Raw genomic sequence first — 16,232 nt, forward strand, 5'->3', positions numbered from 1 at the left:
GCGAACCGGACAGCATGGAATAGCCCAAGCATGACCATTCAGGCGAGTGGAAGCCGCACGGTGACGACGAGACCGCCGCCTTCAGCATCACCGAGCGAAACCGAACCTCCAGCCCCTTCGACGACCTCGCGGACAATAGCTAGCCCGAGGCCGCTCCCTTCGCTGTCGGTTCCCATGATCCGGTAAAACCGTTCAAAAACCTGCTCGCGCTCCCCTTCGGGAATGCCCGGCCCATTGTCCTCGACGGTAATCACAGCACTGCCATCCGCCTGCCCGACGGCGACGGTCACCCGTCCATCGGCTTTGCTATAACGGATCGCGTTGTCGATGAGGTTGACCAGCATCTCGCGCAGCATCGTCCCGTCGCCCTCGACGACAACCGGCCGGTCCGCCTCCAGGCCCACGTCGATGTTGCGCTTGAGCGCCTCTTCGGCATAGGCCTCCAGGATCTCGCGGGCCGGCTTGCTGAGATCGGTCGCATCGCTGCGCGGGCGGCGGCTGCCGGGCTCGGCCCGCGACAAGGTCAACAGCTGGCTGGCGAGGCGCGAAATCTGCCGGGTGCTGGTGCGCAGCGCAGCAAGCGCCTCATCGCGGCGGGCCGCATCATCTTCCCGGGATGCCACGCTCGCCTGCGTCGAAATCAGCGCCAGCGGCGTCCGCAACTGATGGGCCGCGTTCGACACGAACCGCCGCTGTGCGGCCATCTGGTGCTGGACGCGCTCCATGTAATCGTTGAGCGCATGGACGAGCGGACGCAATTCGCTCTGGACCATTTCGGGTGACAGCGGATCAAGACGGTTGCGCCCGCGCCGGCGCACGGCGTCCCGCAGCCTCAGAGTAGGCGCGAGGCCGCGTTGAAGCCCAAGAATCGTCACCAGGCTCGCGACGAAGACGAGCACGAATTGCTTGGAAAAGTCCGAAAGCCATAGCTGCCGTCGCATCGCGTACTGGCTGTTATGGGTCACGGCGACGGTCACCGAGATCGTGCCGTCATCGGGGAGGCCGACGACGGGATGATCGAGCATGATGACGCGCACGTCGGCGCCATGGAAGGCGCGATCCTCCCCTGCCCGCTGGACGGTCGGCCGCGGCAGGTCGGGAAAGCCGCTCACCAGGCTGCCCCAGGCGGTGATGACCTGGTAGGACACACGGTCGCCGAAGCCCGTATCGAACATCTCGAGCGCAGCCGGCGGCACATCCAGCTGAACATTGCCGCCCTCGTCGACGCGCACCGCCTCGGCGATGACGCGGGCGGACGCGAGAAGCGTTCGGTCCGTCACCAGCTTTGCCGTCGCGTCGGCCGACCAGAAACTGTCGTAGAGATTGAAGGCGATCGCGCCGAAGAGCGTCAGCAGCACCCAGCAGAGCAATTGCACCCTCAGGCTCTGGCTGAGCCGCGCGATCGTTCCCCCAGCCTTTGTCACAGTGCTATTGGACATGTCTGAGGAGATAGCCGAGCCCGCGCAGCGTCGCGATCTGAACCGAACTGTTTTCGAGCTTCTTGCGGAGCCTGTGGACGTAAATTTCGATGGCGCTCGGATCGGCCTCGTCGTCGAAACCGAAGACGCTTTCGGAGAGAGCGGCTTTCGAGACCGTGGTGCCGAGCTTCATGACGAGTTGTTCGAGAACGGCATATTCCCGCGGCGTCAGTTGCAGCGGTTCGCCTTCGACGAAAAATTGCCGCGTACCCCCGGAAAAACGCAGGTTCCCGACGGTGATCTCCGAGGATGCCCGGTCCTGCCCGCGGCGCACGACGGCGCGGATCCTCGCCTCGAGCTCGGCGATTTCGAATGGCTTGGCGAGATAATCGTCGGCGCCGCTGTCGAGCCCGGCTACGCGGCCGTCAAGGCTTGCATTCGCGGTCAGGATGATGACCGGCAGCTTGCTGCCGGACTGTCTCAGCCGCTTCAAAAGCGTCAGCCCGTCAAGCTTGGGCAGCGAAAGGTCGAGGATCATCGCCGAATATTCCGCCACCTTGAGCAGATGCTCGGCGTCCTCGCCGTCATAGGCAACGTCGATAGTATATTGCGCCTGCCGCAGGGCTTTGCCCAGCCAGGCCGCCAGATCCTTGTTGTCCTCCACCACAAGCAGTCTCATCCATCCCCCTTAGCATGTGCAGAGGGCTTGGCGGAAGCGTGCCTATCGCGTTGTCGCTCCCGGCGTGGGGCCGCACTCGACAACTATTGGCGCGAATTGTCCGCTATTTGTCCGGCAGGTGCATTTTCCTCTGTCTTCATATCGTCGAATATGGCTTCATGATCAACCGCTAAGGAGCAAGAAATGTCCGCCCATGAAACCATTCTTCTCGTCATAGACGCCCAGGAATCCTTCCGGCAGCGCGATTATTGGGATGAAGGCCTCGCACCCGCCTATATCGAACGCCAGCAGGCTCTGATCGACGGCGCAGAAGCCCGCGGAATACCCGTCATCCAGATCTTTCATGTCGATGGAAGCGGGCCGTTTTCGGAAAGCTCAGGCCTCGTCAGAACGCTCGCCCCGCTCAGGATCGCTCCCGAAGCGATCTTCAGGAAGAACCGTCATAGTGCACTCGTCGGTTCGGGCCTCGACGTGTGGCTGACCAGGAATGGCGTTCGCCGCATCATCGTCTCCGGCATCCGCACCGAACAGTGCTGCGAGACCACGACCCGTCATGCCTCGGATCTCGGCTATCAAGTCGACTACGTCGGCGAAGCGACCCTGACCTTCCCGATGACCGACGCATCGGGACGCACATGGAGCGCTGGGGAAATCCGCGGCCGGACGGAACTGGTCCTGTCGGGCCGTTTCGCCCGGATCGCAACCGTCGAACAGGCGCTGGCGGGCGCGGAGAGCAACTCGCGGCATGACTGATACAGCGCAGCCCTTCGATATTCCCGTCTACGTCGTCGTGCCGCCGCGCGTGCTGCTGCTCGATGTCGCCGGGCCGATCGAAGTGCTGCGCAAGGCGAACCTCGAACAGAAGACGGTGCGCTTCAGCGTCACCTATATCGGTCCGTCGGCAACGGTCGGCAGTTCGATCGGCCTTGCGGTGACTGGTGTCGCCGCCTTGCCGGAGCGCTTGCCCGATCAGGCGCTTGTCGTCATCGCCGGTAGCGCCGACGCGCCGATGGAGAACAATCGTCCGTGGGACGAAGAGGACCGCGCCGCCCAGGCCGCGATCGTCGCCTGGCTGAAGCGGGCCATTCGCCCGGGCGTTCGGCTGGCCTCGATCTGCTCGGGCGCCTTGCTGGCCGCCGAGGCCGGAATGCTCGACGGCCGCGAATGCACCACCCATCATGGCTGTATGGAGGACCTGGCAAGGCTTGCGCCCACCGCGCGCATCCGGGACAATCGGCTCTACGTCGAGGATGGGGAGCGCCTCACGAGCGCCGGTATCACCGCCGGCATCGACCTCATGCTGCACATCGTTGCCGAAGCCGCGGGACATGCCTGCGCGCTTGCGGTGGCGCGATATCTCGTCGTCTATCTCAGGCGCGGCGGCTCGGATCCGCAGCTTTCGCCCTGGCTCGAAGGCCGCAACCATATCCACCCGGCTATCCATCGCGTCCAGGATGCAGTCGCCGCCGATCCTTCCCGCGACTGGTCGGTCACCTCGCTCGCGCGCCTCAGCGGCGCCAGCCCGCGAAACCTCTCACGGCTGTTCAACGAACACACCGGCATGAGCGTCACGGATTTCGTCAACCGCATGCGCGTGGCGCTCGCCCGCGAGATGCTCGCCGGCTCAAGGCTGGATATGGAGGCCGTGGCAATGCGCGCCGGCTTCGGCTCGGCCCGGCAACTGCGCCGCGCCTGGAACCGCCTGCATGACAGCCCGCCGAGCGCGGCCCGGACGAAACCGGCCGTGGGCTCATAGAGTAAGAGAAAGGGGCGCGCGCCCGAACTCATCTTCGACGCCGAGGGTTGCAGCGCCGGCTACATCCGTACCCCAGATCTCGATCTGCGTCAGCGCCGGAAAGGGTGAGATGTCCTCAGCCTTGATGAGGCCGTGCAGCTCGATCCATTCGATGATGCAGGGCTCGATGGAAAAGCCCTGCGCCGCGCCGGATTTAACGAGCGGAAAACGAGAGGTCTTGCCGCTCGAGAAGGTGACGCTCACCTCTTCCCACCAGGAATCATGCGGGAAGTCCGCGCGAAGGTAGAAGACAATTTCGTCGACGCGGACCGGCCTGCCGAACTCCACCGTCAGCGCCGCTTGCGGATCGCGATTGATACCCCAGCTCGTATAGGGCCAGAAGCCATGATCGTCATTGGCCTTTTCGCCATCGATGGCGTTTCTGGCGGCAAAGACCGCTTCGCCTCGGGTTTCGACATTGGCGCGCGCATGCGGAAATAGCGCTCGATTGGCGTGATCGTCCCAGGGATTGAGCGCAAGATTGCGCCGATGGGCGATCTCCTCGGGGCGCGCGCAGCGCACGGACAGCCGGTGGATATCGCCACTGAACGCGTTCGGGGAATAAGATTTGCGCTTGTCGCCGAAAGGCACCGCAAGCGCATAGGCGCATTGCTTCATATAGACCAGGCTGGGCTGGATCGCACTGTCCAGCGCGAGGAAGACATGTCCGGGCCTGGAGACTTCCACAATCACCTGCTCGCCCTCGCGATAGCTTTGGCGATAGACCAGGAAGGTCTCATCCTGCCCGGTGGCGCTTGCCAATACGAACCCATCGGCATCCACGATCTTCAGCGTCAATTCCATGTTCGTCCTCCTCAGAGCCTGAAGATTTCTGGCAGCATCAGGCTCTAACTATTTAATTCATACGCAATTTAATGAGCTTCCCGGCAAGCGGAACGCGCAGCCGATAGAGCTTCTCGGGCCAGGCCGACCTCAGCCTGACATCATTCACCTCGATCTCATCGATTTCGATCTGCCCGGCGCCGTCGACGAAAATGCTGCCGAGATCGGCAAGATCGATCCTGTCCCGCGTGATCGTCGGCGGCAGGCATGTCATCAGCGACAGAACCGCCGCTTTGTCGCCGTCATAGCTATCGACGATCTCGACATGGCGTCCACGTACCAAAGAGATGGCACGCCGATAGCTGCGCAGTTGCGCTTCCACCGGATAGGCGCCCGAGATGTCGAGGGATATGCGCGCCAGGTTCTCACCGAATTCCGTTTCGACGTCGCACGCGCCGAAAGCTTCGCCGGCGGACTGCATGACGCCGTCGAATGTCGGCAGGTTGTGATAGGCCGACTGCATCGTCCAGATCTCGTAGCGCCGCGGCGAAAAGGTCTTTGCCGTGTAGGTCTCGACGCCGACATCGATCAGGAAGGGGCGCCCGTCCTTGTAGAGGGTCACGCTGCCGACGTCGTTGTGATTATGGCCCTCGCCATTGTTGCCTCCCTTGACCGCAAGCGAGAACCGATCGTCGCGAGCGACAAACAGGCCGATGCCGGGATAAAAAATGTCACGGCGCGACAGCGCACGCGGCTCGATGATCGGGATCTGCGGGTCGGCCAGCAGTTCCTGCACGCGATACCAGAGGTTCCATTCCCCGGGCAAATGCGAGTGTTCGACGGCAGCCCTGTCGGCTGCGGCGAAGTTCGCCAGCATCTGCGAACCAACCGCTTTGCCGAACAAATATTCCCGTGCGCTGCAGGGCTCGACGACGGCGGAGGAATCCGCGAAGTTGAAATAGTAGCGGCCGGCCACATGCATGTTGGCGATATATTCGGCCATATTGCGGATCTTCGGCTGCTGCCAGATCCCGGCAAAAAGGCCCGGCGCCGCGGCGTCCAGAACCGTCAACGCGCCATGCAGGCAGAGGCCGGCGTGACGATAGTAGAGTACGCCCTCCTCACAGGCTCCATCCTCTGCATAGTCCTTGAGGAAAGCGTCGAGGCTAGCGAGCGCCTTCTCGACAACCGCCCGGCGCGTCGCCTGATCGGTGTTCAGCGAGAAGGTCGCCAGCAGGATGTTCTGGGTAATCCAGGCTGTCCAGTTGTTCATCCTCTCATTGCCACGGCCCATCCACCAAAAGTGCCGCCCGATATAGGGCAAGATAATGCGGCCCTCGATCTCGCGCGCCACCCGCACGGTGATCTCAGGGCTGACGCCGTCGAGCGCCTCGCCCAGCAGGGCGACGATCGTTGCGAGCAGGGCTGCCGTTTCGGCGGCGAAGAGGTCGACAACGGGCTGTGAATTATCGGGAAGCGGCAGGCGCGGGCCACCACGTTCGTAGGCATTATGCGCCGGAAGCTGCCAGCCGCTCTCCTCCACGATCAGGAAAATGCCGTCGATGATCTTCGGCAGGAACCGTCCATTGCCTTCGACGAGCTCGCCCAGCACGACATCATTGAGCATCCGTCGCCGAGTGAAATAAAGCTCTTCAAAACGCGAGCGATTGCCGCTCGTCGTGTATTCGCGGTAATCCGAAGCCGTGATCAGAGGCCAGGCCCGCGCAAGTGTGGCTTCGGCATCGCGAATAACCGCGTCGCGCATCGCCTGCGGCACCTCGCTCCATCTCTCGCGATCGGAAGAAACCGCTCCGGGCCTGAAGTCGCCCAAGCTGTCCGGCAGATCTCCTGAAATCTCGCTGAACATGTTCCTCACCACGCTGAAAATGCCGCCACGAGCGTGTGGCCCCTCCATGCTAACCTATCATATGTTTCCAGCGTCTGCCATAAAATTTGTATGATCTATTCAGAACTTGTTTGACCAGTGCCAGATATGTGTTATGCCGTTGGTCGGGGGGAGAATGGCGGCGGCTGCCAGAGAAAACCCACAAGCCGTCAGCCGCAGAAGATCCGCGCAGGAGGAAGGCATCGGTGTCCATATCGAATTCGATCATCGCAACGGATGGCGCCCCGGCAACTTCTGACCGGAAGGTGGCGGTCCTGTCCAAGCGGCAGCGCAAGATCCGCAGCGCGCTCGTCGCTTACTCTTTCATCGCGCCGAATTTCCTCGGTTTCGCCGTCTTCACGCTCGGGCCGATCCTCTTCGCCTTCGCGCTCGCATTCATGCATTGGGACGGCTCGAACGCGATCACCTTCGCGGGGCTCGACAATTTCTGGCGACTGTTCGAGGACAAGGCCTTCATCGCGGCCTTCTGGAATACGATCATCTACACGGTCGCCTCAGTGCCGGCGACATTGCTCTGCGCGCTGGGTCTCGCCGTTCTCCTCAACCAGAAGATCGTAGGGCGCGATTTCTTCCGCACCGCAATGTTCTTTCCCTACGTCGCCTCGCTGGTCGCTGTCGCGGTCGTGTGGAACATGATCTTCAACCCCGAGATGGGGCCGGTGAACATGATCCTCTATACGCTCGGACTCGACCCGAAGAACATGCCGGGATGGGCGGCCGACCGCCACTGGGCGATGGTTACGGTGATCCTCTTCGGCATCTGGAAGAACATGGGCTATTACATGGTCATCTATCTTGCCGGCCTGCAGGGCATCAATGCCGAACTCTATGAGGCCGCCGATCTCGACGGCGCCAATTCCTGGCAGAAGTTCATCCATGTCACCGTGCCGCAGCTCGGGCCGACGACCTTCTTCGTGACCGTCATGCTGACGATCCAGTCCTTCAAGGTGTTCGACCAGATCTACATGATCACCCAGGGCGGCCCCGGCACCTCGACGCTGGTTCTTGTCTACCACATCTATAACGAGGCCTTCATTTCTTGGGATCTCGGCTATTCCAGCATGGTGGCGCTCGTTCTGTTCTTCCTCGTGCTCGCCGTCACGGTCTTCCAGTTCCGCCGTCAGAGGGAGGACGAGGCATGAGGATCGCAGGACGCAAGGTGACCGCCAAAACGGTCTTGCTCTATGCCATCGTTATCACCGTCACGATTGTCATGCTGATGCCCTTCGCCTGGATGCTCTCGGCATCCTTGAAGCTCAGCCGCGACGTCTTCGCCTTCCCGATCGAGTGGATACCGTCACAGCCGCAATGGCAGAACTACGTCGACATCTGGACGAAGATCCCGCTTGCGCTCTTCATCTACAACACCTCGAAGCTGACGATCATCGTCACGCTGCTGCAGCTTCTGACCTCAAGCTTTGCGGCCTACGCCTTCGCCAAGCTGAACTTCCCCTACAAGAACACGCTGTTCCTCGGCTATATCGCCACCATCGCCATGCCCTGGCAGGTCTATATGGTGCCGCAGTTCCTGCTGATGCGCGAGTTCGGTCTCAACAACACGCATCTGGCGCTGATCTGCCTGCAGGCCTTCACCGCCTTCGGCGTCTTCCTGATGCGGCAGTTCTACATGTCGATCCCGACCGAACTCTGCGAGGCCGCCCGTATCGACGGCATGAACGAATATCAGATCTGGGCACGCATCATGCTGCCGCTGTCGAAGCCCGCCCTCTCGACGCTGACGATCTTCACTTTCGTCAGCACCTGGAACGATTTCCTCGGGCCGATGATCTATCTCACCAAGACCGAGCTGAAGACCGTCCAGATCGGCCTGCGCATGTTCATCTCGCAATATTCGGCCGAATACGGACTGATCATGGCGGCCTCCGTCGTCGCGCTCATTCCGGTTCTCGTCGTCTTCCTCTCTCTCCAGCGCTTCTTCGTCGAAGGCATCGCCTCGACGGGACTGAAGGGTTAAATCCATGAACGCCGTGTCATCCGTCGCCCCGCAGCCGATCACCGACGCAGAGGTAAAAGCCGCGCTCGATCTTGCCGTTGCACAGATTCGCCGCAACCTTCCCGAGTTCACCTGCGCCTCGCAGAACCATTCGAGTGTCGGAAATTTTTATCCGGCGGTGGCGAACACCCAATGGACCGCCGGCTTTTGGCCCGGAGAGCTGTGGCTCGCCTTCGAACATAGCGGCGATCCGGTTTTCCGGCATGCGGCGCAGATCCAGGTGCAGTCCTTCCTGCATCGGATCGTCAATCGGATCGAGACCGACCACCACGACATGGGCTTTCTCTATTCGCCGTCCTGCATCGCCGCCTGGAAGCTGGTCGGAGACGAAGACGGCCGCAAGGCTGCGATCCTCGCTGCCGACCAACTGATCGAACGCTTCCAGCCGATCGGCCAGTTCATCCAGGCCTGGGGCCACAAGGGCAAGGCAGAAGAATATCGCTATATCATCGACTGCCTCTTGAACCTGCCGCTCCTCTATTGGGCCAGCCGCGAGACCGGCGATCCGAAATACCGCGAGATCGCGCTCATTCATGCCCGCACCACGCTCGCCAATTCGGTTCGCCCTGACGATTCCACCTTTCACACCTTCTACATGGATCCGGTCACCGGAGCGCCTGTGCGCGGCGCGACCAAGCAGGGCTACCGGGACGACAGCGCCTGGGCGCGCGGACAGGCCTGGGGCATTGCGGGCATGGCGGTCTCCTATCGCTACGAGCGGATCGATGAATATCGAGAAACCTTCGACCGGCTGCTCGCCTTCTATCTCAACCGGCTGCCGGCCGACATGGTGCCCTATTGGGATCTCGTCTTTTCCGATGGCGACGGCGAGCCGCGCGACAGTTCCTCGGCCTCGATTACCGCCTGCGGCCTGCTTGAAATGGCCGAGCTCGTCGAACCCGAAGCCGCCGAGCGCTACCGAACACTGTCGCGGCGCATGATGAAGAGCCTTGCCGACCACTATGCGGTCAGGGACCCCACCGTCTCCAACGGCCTGGTGCTGCACGCCACCTATTCGAAGAAATCGCCCTTCAACACCTGCCGCGGCGAAGGCGTCGATGAATGCGTCTCCTGGGGAGATTATTATTACATGGAAGCTTTGACGCGCCTTTCGCGCTGCTGGTCTTCCTATTGGTGACGTGAGGAGAAACCCGATGGCCAGCATTTCGCTTAAAGAGCTGAACAAATCCTACGGCGCACTCACCGTCGTCCACGATATCGATCTGGAGATCGCCGATAAGGAGTTCATCATTTTGGTCGGCCCGTCCGGCTGCGGCAAATCGACGACGCTGAGGATGATCGCCGGCCTCGAGGAAATCTCCGGCGGAGAGCTCCGGATCGGCGGCGACGTCATGAACGACGTCCCCTCCAAGGACCGGGATATCGCCATGGTCTTCCAGAATTATGCGCTCTACCCGCATATGACCGTCTACAAAAACATGGCCTTCGGCCTGCAGCTGCGCAAGGTTTCACGCGATTTCATCGACAGGCAGGTCCAGGATGCCGCCAAGATCCTCGACATCACCCATCTCCTGAATCGCAAGCCGAAAGCGCTTTCGGGCGGGCAGCGCCAGCGCGTGGCGCTCGGCCGCGCCATGGTGCGCAATCCGGCGGTTTTCCTGCTCGACGAACCGCTTTCCAACCTCGACGCCAAGCTGCGCGGGACGATGCGCTCCGAAATCACCAAGCTGCATAAGCGCCTCGACGCCACCTTCATCTATGTCACCCACGACCAGGTGGAAGCCATGACCATGGCGGACCGGATCGTCGTTATGAAGGACGGGCACATCCAGCAGGTCGATACGCCGCAGAACCTTTACGACCGTCCCGTCAACATGTTCGTCGCCGGCTTCATCGGCGCGCCGCAGATGAACATGCTGCCCTCGACCATTCGGCGCCGGGGCGACGGCTTCATCGCCGTCTTCGATGGCCGGGAACTGCCGCTGCCCGATCATTTCGACAAGCGCAGGATCGCCCCTTACGAGGGCCGCGAGCTGGTGCTCGGCATCCGTCCGGAGAACTTCCACGAACTGCCGCCGGCCGACATTCCGCCCGAAAACCTGGCGCCGCTCAAGGCGGTGGTGGAGCTTGCCGAACCGATGGGCTCGGAAGTGCATCTGAACATGGTCGCCGGCGGGCGCAATCTCATCGCTCGCGTATCGCCGCGCTTCCGGCCTGCGATCGGCGACGAGGCGACGCTGGTGGCGGACATGAGCAATGCCCAGCTGTTCGACAAGGAAACCGAACGCTCGATTCTTTACTGAGGCGCCAGCGGGAGACGGCGATGCAGTGGCTGCGGGACATGTGGACGAAGGAGGGGCCGGGCATTCCGAAGGATGCGCCTGCGAAGACCGGCCTTGCCCTGTTCATCGAGACCCTCGCCCGCGAATGGTGGGAGATGGTCAAGCTCAACATCCTGTTCCTCTTGGCCTCGCTCCTCGTCGTGACGCTGCCGGCGGCACTCGCCGCCATGGCGCGGGTTTCGGTTGCTTTGGTGGAGGATCGCAACACCTATCTCCTCAGGGATTTCGCGGAAGCGTTCCTGCGTTATTTCTGGCGCGCTACCGCCTGGGGTCTGACGCTGGCCGCGGCCTTTGCGATCTGCATCTATGTGATGCTCACCTATGGCACCGGAGCGCGGGACAACTTGATTCTTGCCGCACCGCTCGCCGTGGCGCTTGTCGCCACCGCCTTCCTTGCGGTCACTGCCTGCCATTTCATCGTGCTGATGGTGATGCGCGACCTGCCGGCTCTGCGGCTCCTTCGTCTCGCCGCGCTCGCTTCCGTCGTCCGTCCGCTTCCGGCGATCATGGCACTGGCCTTCAACGCTGCCCTGTGGCTGGCGCATATCCTCTTCTATCCGGTTTCCGTGTTCATGCCGGCGACCTTCAATTTTTCACTCGGAATGTTCGCCGTCGCATTCGGCGTTCATCGGGCGGCGGTGATGGTTCTGGACCAGCCGGAGACACCGCAGCCGCACCGCAAACCGCATGCACCAAACGCATCATAAAACAATCGATCCAGAGACGATCCAGGGAAGGAGAACAGAAATGTATTTGGATAAATTCGGGAGGACGGTGAAACTCGCCGTGGCGGGCTTCACCTTGGCCGCAACAACGGCCGGCGCCGCACTTGCACAAGACGCCTTAACGCTGAAATGGGCTTTGTGGGACTGGGACAAGACAGCCTATTACAAGCCGCTCATCGAGGCCTATCAGGCCAAGCACCCCAATGTGAAGTTCGAGCCGATGGACCTCGGCTCGCAGGACTACCAGCAGATGATCTCGACGCAGCTGACCGGCGGATCCAAGGACATCGACATCGTTACCGTCAAGGACGTGCCCGGCTACACTAACCTGGTGCGCGCCGGCAACATCGCCGATCTCAGCGGCTTCATGAAGGATCAGAAGATCGATCCGGCGCCCTATGGCGGCCTGATCGAGGAACTGACCATCGACGGCAAGATCTATTCCATTCCGTTCCGATCGGACTTCTGGATCGTCTATTACAACAAGGACATTTTCGATAAGGCCGGCGTTCCCTACCCCACCAATGACATGACCTGGGCGCAGTTCGACGCAACGGCCGAGAAGCTTGCCGGCGGCATGGGCACCAACAAGACCTATGGCGCGCTTCTGCATACCTGGCGCTCAACCGTCCAGCTGCCCGGCATCCTCGACGGAAAACACACGCTCGTCGATGGCGATTACGCTTTTCTGAAGCCGTGGTACGAGCGAGCGCTCGCCCTGCAGAAGGATGGCGCCATCCCGTCCTACGCCTTCCTGAAGACGTCGAACACGCATTATTCGGCGCTCTTCTTCAACGGCACGATTGGCATGCTGCCGATGGGAACCTGGTTCGTCGGCACCCAGATCACCAAGGTGAAATCCGGTGAATCGAAGAGCAAGAACTGGGGCATCGTGAAGTTCCCGCATCCGGACGGCGTGGCCGCCGGCACGACGGCTGCGCAGATCTCGGGTCTGGCGGTCAACGCCAATTCCACCCACAAGGAAGCCGCGCTCGACTTCATCAAGTTCGTCACCGGCCCGGAAGGGGCAGCCGTTATCGCCTCGACGGGCACCTTCCCCGCGCTCAAGACCGCTGACGTCAGTGCAAAGATCGCGGCGACGCCTGGTTTCCCTGAGGACTCGGCCAGTAAGGAAGCGCTGATACCATCGAAGACCTACCTGGAGATGGCGGTCAATCCGAACGCCGCCAAGATCGAGGTCGTCCTGAACCGCGCCCATGACGCGATCATGACCGATAACACTTCGGTCGACGACGGCTTGAAGGAAATGACCGAAGGCGTGAAGGCCATCAAGTAAGCGCTATACGACGACGCGGCCGCGGGTGAGCATTTCGCCCGCGGCCGGTTCTGTTTTAAAAATTCGGACTGACGATGATCTACGATCCCACCAAGGCCAATCCGCTTTCCGGCAACCCGCTGAAGACACGCGACGATCTGGCCAAGGCCGTCATCGATCTCTTCAGACCGCTTCTGCCCTATTTCTCCAAAGGCGGCGCCCGTGTGCGCCTTAGCGCTACCGGCGCGATTTTCGACCGGGCGGCAGCGGATCTCGAAGGATTTGCACGCCCGCTCTGGGGCATCGTTCCGCTCGCTGCGGGCGGCGGCCACTTCCCGCATTGGAACCTCTATCGACGCGGACTGGCGAATGGGACCAATCCTGCGCATCCCGAATATTGGGGCGATCTGGCCGACCGCAATCAGCGGCTGGTCGAGCTCGCCGCCGTCGGCTTTGCGCTGGCGCTGGTGCCCGAACACATCTGGGAGCCGCTCGACGGCAGTCAGAAGAAGACGGTCGCCGCCTATCTTCTTGCGGCGCGCGAACTGGAATTCATCGACAACAACTGGAAATTCTTCCGCGTCCTGATCGATCTCGGACTTGAGCGCGTCGGCGTGGCGTTCGATCACGGCAAAACCGTCGCCTATCTCGACGAGCTGGAAGCCTTCGACCTCGGCGACGGCTGGTATCGTGACGGGCCGGTGCGGCGGGTCGACCACTACATTCCCTTCGCCATGCATTTCTATGGCCTGATCTACACGGTATTGGCGCGCGGCGACGAGGCGCGAAAGAACCGGTTCCGCAATCGCGCCGAGATCTTCGCCGGGGATATCCGCCACTGGTTCGGCCCTGATGGCGCAGCACTCGCCTTCGGCCGCAGCCAGACCTACCGCTTCGCCGCCGGCGGCTTCTGGGGCGCGCTCGCCTTCGCCGGGGTGGCGGCCCTCCCTTGGGCGGAGATCAAGGGCTATTACATGCGCCATATCCGCTGGTGGTCGGCGATGCCGATCGCCGATCGCGACGGCGTGCTCTCGATCGGCTATGGCTATCCGAACCTCTTGATGAGCGAGAGCTACAACTCTCCCGGCTCGCCCTATTGGGCGCTGAAATTCTTCCTGCCGCTCGCCCTTCCCCAGGATCATCCGTTCTGGACCGCCGAAGAGACGTCGCAGCCGGAATTCCCCGCGCCGATAGCGTTGAAGCCGGCCGGCATGGTCGCCATGCACACGCCGGGAAATGTGGTCGTGCTCTCTTCCGGTCAGCAGCACGACAAGATGCGCGGCGCAAGCGAGAAATATTCGAAATTCGTCTATTCCACCCGCTACGCCTTCAACATCGAAGCCGACGACCGGAATTTTTCGGCCGCAAGCTTCGACGGCATGCTCGGCCTCTCCGACGACGGCGTTCATTTCCGCATGCGCGAAACCATGGACGAGGCACAGATTGCGGGCGACCGGCTCTATTCGCGCTGGCGGCCTTGGAACGACGTCACCATCGAAACCTGGTTGCTTCCCGCCAACCCCTGGCACATCCGCATCCACCGCATCGCGACGCCGCGTGCGCTCAGCACCATCGAGGGCGGCTTTGCGATCGAACGCGCCGATTTCAACGCCGACCGGTCCGAGCATGAGCAAGGCCGTGCTATCTGGTACGGCCAGACAGACGTCAGCGCCATCGTCGATCTCTCGCTTCATCCGAGAACCGGCCATGCGATGAGCCCGATCCCGAATACCAACCTCATCCACGCCAAGACCCTGCTGCCACAGCTGCGTGGCGAAATCGGCCCGGGAACCACCCTGCTGGTCACCGCGGCACTGGCTCTGCCTGTTCAGGAGAATTGGGCACAGGCGCTGGAGAACCCGCCGGCCTGCCCGGATCTTGGTGAGTTGGAGCGGCACTTCCGCGAGAAGAGCGTTCGGGTGCCGGCATTCGCTCTGCAGCAGTAGCTCAAAGCCTGCCTCCGTCTCGTACCCCGGGCCTGAGGCTGTCCCGCGGCAGGTTGGTTTGCGGTTGACCAAGTTGCAAATCGAAGCCTATCATCGCTCAAGATATCGGCAGGCCGCTGTGGCGCCCGCTCGATAATAAACGCAACAGCAGGGGAAGCCGTCATGGCGGTCACAGTCAAAGTCGCTGAAGCAAAGACCCATCTGTCAGAACTTCTCGCCAAGGTCGAGGCCGGCGAAGAGGTAATCATCTCCCGCGGCAACAAGCCGGTTGCTCGGCTTTCACGCATTCGCCGCGAAAACGATATCGCTGCACTGATCGCCGAGATCAAAGCTCAACGTGCCAGCCGTCAATTCACGACGCAGGAAGAAATCCGCGAGTGGCGTGACGAAGGCCGACGTTACTGATGACCTTTGTCCTTGACGCCTCGATCGCCGCAGCCTGGTTTCTCCCTGATGAGCAGCACGATGCGGCCGACCGGCTTATGTCCGATCTCAACACGACGGTTGGATTAGTACCGACCTTGTTCTGGTTCGAAACCCGTAATCTATTTCTGATGGCGGAGCGCCGTGGACGGCTTCGATCCGGCGAAGCGGTGCTGCTGATGACGCAACTGCGGGGCCTGTCCTTGGAGGACGCCGGATCAGGAGGAGACGGAATGATACTTTATCTTGCAAACCGCTATGCACTCACGGCATATGACGCGAGTTATGTTGCCCTTGCGAAAGCGGATGGCCTGCCTCTGGCCACAGCGGATCGAAAGATGGCGGACGCGGCGCGCAACGAAGGCATCACCATCCTCGGGCCACTCGAACGCCGTGAGGTCTAACAACGATTAGTCCCCTCTGCGTGATATGCATCAGCGATCCGCCGGGCCATCTCTACCATCTCACCGTCCGGTATCTGCAGAACGCCATGCTCTGCCATCAACGCGTGGTATTGCTGCTCCTCAAGAGGCACGCCGGCAGGCAAAGGAACGACATGAAAATGTAAGTGGCTGTTGGCCTGGTGGCTACCAAGCGAAAGCACGTAAATTCGCTCGGCGTCGAAGATGCTTTTCAGCGCCCGAGACAGAAGGTGCACCTTCTCCTGCAGTCGAAGATACTCATCTGTCGACATATCGTGCGCCAAATCCTCCCGATGCTCCCTCGGGCAGACAAGGCAATAACCGGGCAATGTCGGATATTTGCTCAGGAAGATAATCGTCTCATCGTCTTCGAAAATACGATGATGAAAGCAAGCCGGATCATTCTCGATCAAGCCGCAGATAAAGCATGGCTTCGCTGCAATGCCGCGCACATAGGCGTTGAGATCGAAGGGTTGGCGATCGATCATTCTGAACCTCCACCTCCCAGCGGCGAGCGTGCTCAACAATGCGACCAACAGCTA

General features: G+C 61.4%; 16 protein-coding genes. 11 read left to right on the forward strand and 5 right to left on the reverse strand.

The genetic code is table 11. The features are described from left to right. Nucleotides 1–38: 38 nt before the first annotated feature. Both QWJ46_RS14755 and QWJ46_RS14760 read right to left on the reverse strand, forming a co-directional pair. Nucleotides 39–1,439, reverse strand: coding sequence for a sensor histidine kinase (locus tag QWJ46_RS14755; RefSeq protein ID WP_302751824.1), 1,401 nt, complete (start codon nucleotides 1,437–1,439; stop codon nucleotides 39–41). Continuing rightward, the gene (locus tag QWJ46_RS14760; protein WP_184456274.1) at nucleotides 1,429–2,097 is read right to left on the reverse strand and encodes a response regulator; all 669 of its coding nucleotides are present in this window, start codon (nucleotides 2,095–2,097) and stop codon (nucleotides 1,429–1,431) included. Before QWJ46_RS14760 ends, QWJ46_RS14755 begins: the two co-directional genes overlap by 11 nt. 183 nt (nucleotides 2,098–2,280) lie before the next feature. On the opposite strand from QWJ46_RS14760, the gene QWJ46_RS14765 reads away from it, so the two are divergent. Together QWJ46_RS14765 and QWJ46_RS14770 are read left to right on the forward strand one after the other, a co-directional pair. Further along, nucleotides 2,281–2,850: an isochorismatase family protein gene (locus QWJ46_RS14765; RefSeq protein WP_302751826.1), complete on the forward strand. Its 570-nt coding sequence runs from the start codon at nucleotides 2,281–2,283 to the stop codon at nucleotides 2,848–2,850. After that, nucleotides 2,843–3,853 (forward strand): GlxA family transcriptional regulator, encoded by a 1,011-nt coding sequence (locus tag QWJ46_RS14770; RefSeq protein WP_184456271.1) that lies wholly within the window; start codon nucleotides 2,843–2,845, stop codon nucleotides 3,851–3,853. The genes QWJ46_RS14765 and QWJ46_RS14770 overlap by 8 nt, the downstream gene beginning before the upstream one ends. Here QWJ46_RS14770 and QWJ46_RS14775 read toward each other — a convergent pair. After that, on the reverse strand, nucleotides 3,848–4,696 hold the full coding sequence (locus tag QWJ46_RS14775) for a carbohydrate-binding protein (RefSeq protein ID WP_302751828.1): 849 nt from the start codon (nucleotides 4,694–4,696) through the stop codon (nucleotides 3,848–3,850). The two genes, QWJ46_RS14770 and QWJ46_RS14775, sit on opposite strands and share 6 nt — an antisense overlap. 52 nt (nucleotides 4,697–4,748) lie before the next feature. Continuing rightward, complete coding sequence (locus QWJ46_RS14780) at nucleotides 4,749–6,542, reverse strand: heparinase II/III family protein (RefSeq protein ID WP_302751830.1); 1,794 nt, start codon at nucleotides 6,540–6,542, stop codon at nucleotides 4,749–4,751. A gap of 224 nt (nucleotides 6,543–6,766) precedes the next feature. Here QWJ46_RS14780 and QWJ46_RS14785 point away from each other — a divergent pair, with 224 nt between their 5' ends. The 9 genes from QWJ46_RS14785 to QWJ46_RS14825 all read left to right on the forward strand — a co-directional run bounded on the left by QWJ46_RS14785 (nucleotide 6,767) and on the right by QWJ46_RS14825 (nucleotide 15,672). Beyond that, nucleotides 6,767–7,723 (forward strand): carbohydrate ABC transporter permease, encoded by a 957-nt coding sequence (locus QWJ46_RS14785; RefSeq protein ID WP_064812721.1) that lies wholly within the window; start codon nucleotides 6,767–6,769, stop codon nucleotides 7,721–7,723. Next, nucleotides 7,720–8,556 (forward strand): carbohydrate ABC transporter permease, encoded by an 837-nt coding sequence (locus QWJ46_RS14790; protein ID WP_184456263.1) that lies wholly within the window; start codon nucleotides 7,720–7,722, stop codon nucleotides 8,554–8,556. The genes QWJ46_RS14785 and QWJ46_RS14790 overlap by 4 nt, the downstream gene beginning before the upstream one ends. A 4-nt stretch (nucleotides 8,557–8,560) precedes the next feature. Beyond that, complete coding sequence (locus QWJ46_RS14795; protein ID WP_302751833.1) at nucleotides 8,561–9,733, forward strand: glycoside hydrolase family 88 protein; 1,173 nt, start codon at nucleotides 8,561–8,563, stop codon at nucleotides 9,731–9,733. Between the two features lie 16 nt (nucleotides 9,734–9,749). Beyond that, nucleotides 9,750–10,859 carry an ABC transporter ATP-binding protein gene (locus QWJ46_RS14800; RefSeq protein WP_302751834.1) on the forward strand — a complete coding sequence of 370 codons (1,110 nt, stop codon included), beginning with the start codon at nucleotides 9,750–9,752 and terminating at the stop codon, nucleotides 10,857–10,859. A gap of 20 nt (nucleotides 10,860–10,879) precedes the next feature. Continuing rightward, nucleotides 10,880–11,605 carry a YesL family protein gene (locus tag QWJ46_RS14805; protein WP_302751835.1) on the forward strand — a complete coding sequence of 242 codons (726 nt, stop codon included), beginning with the start codon at nucleotides 10,880–10,882 and terminating at the stop codon, nucleotides 11,603–11,605. 40 nt (nucleotides 11,606–11,645) lie between these two features. Next, nucleotides 11,646–12,920, forward strand: a complete 1,275-nt coding sequence (locus QWJ46_RS14810; protein ID WP_302751836.1) for a sugar ABC transporter substrate-binding protein — start codon at nucleotides 11,646–11,648, stop codon at nucleotides 12,918–12,920. A 74-nt stretch (nucleotides 12,921–12,994) separates the two neighbouring features. Beyond that, a complete protein-coding gene (locus QWJ46_RS14815; RefSeq protein WP_302751837.1) occupies nucleotides 12,995–14,845 on the forward strand; it encodes a DUF2264 domain-containing protein in 1,851 nt (616 codons plus the stop codon). A gap of 162 nt (nucleotides 14,846–15,007) precedes the next feature. Then, complete coding sequence (locus tag QWJ46_RS14820) at nucleotides 15,008–15,250, forward strand: type II toxin-antitoxin system Phd/YefM family antitoxin (protein ID WP_210631794.1); 243 nt, start codon at nucleotides 15,008–15,010, stop codon at nucleotides 15,248–15,250. Further along, on the forward strand, nucleotides 15,250–15,672 hold the full coding sequence (locus QWJ46_RS14825) for a type II toxin-antitoxin system VapC family toxin (RefSeq protein WP_302751839.1): 423 nt from the start codon (nucleotides 15,250–15,252) through the stop codon (nucleotides 15,670–15,672). The genes QWJ46_RS14820 and QWJ46_RS14825 overlap by 1 nt, the downstream gene beginning before the upstream one ends. On the opposite strand, the gene QWJ46_RS14830 is transcribed toward QWJ46_RS14825, so the two are convergent. Further along, a complete protein-coding gene (locus tag QWJ46_RS14830) occupies nucleotides 15,669–16,178 on the reverse strand; it encodes an HIT family protein (RefSeq protein ID WP_302751840.1) in 510 nt (169 codons plus the stop codon). The two genes, QWJ46_RS14825 and QWJ46_RS14830, sit on opposite strands and share 4 nt — an antisense overlap. Nucleotides 16,179–16,232 lie beyond the last annotated feature (54 nt).

Origin of the sequence: Rhizobium sp. CBN3 (assembly GCF_030518245.1) — a bacterium.
GTDB classification, from domain to species: Bacteria; Pseudomonadota; Alphaproteobacteria; order Rhizobiales; family Rhizobiaceae; genus Rhizobium; species Rhizobium aethiopicum_A.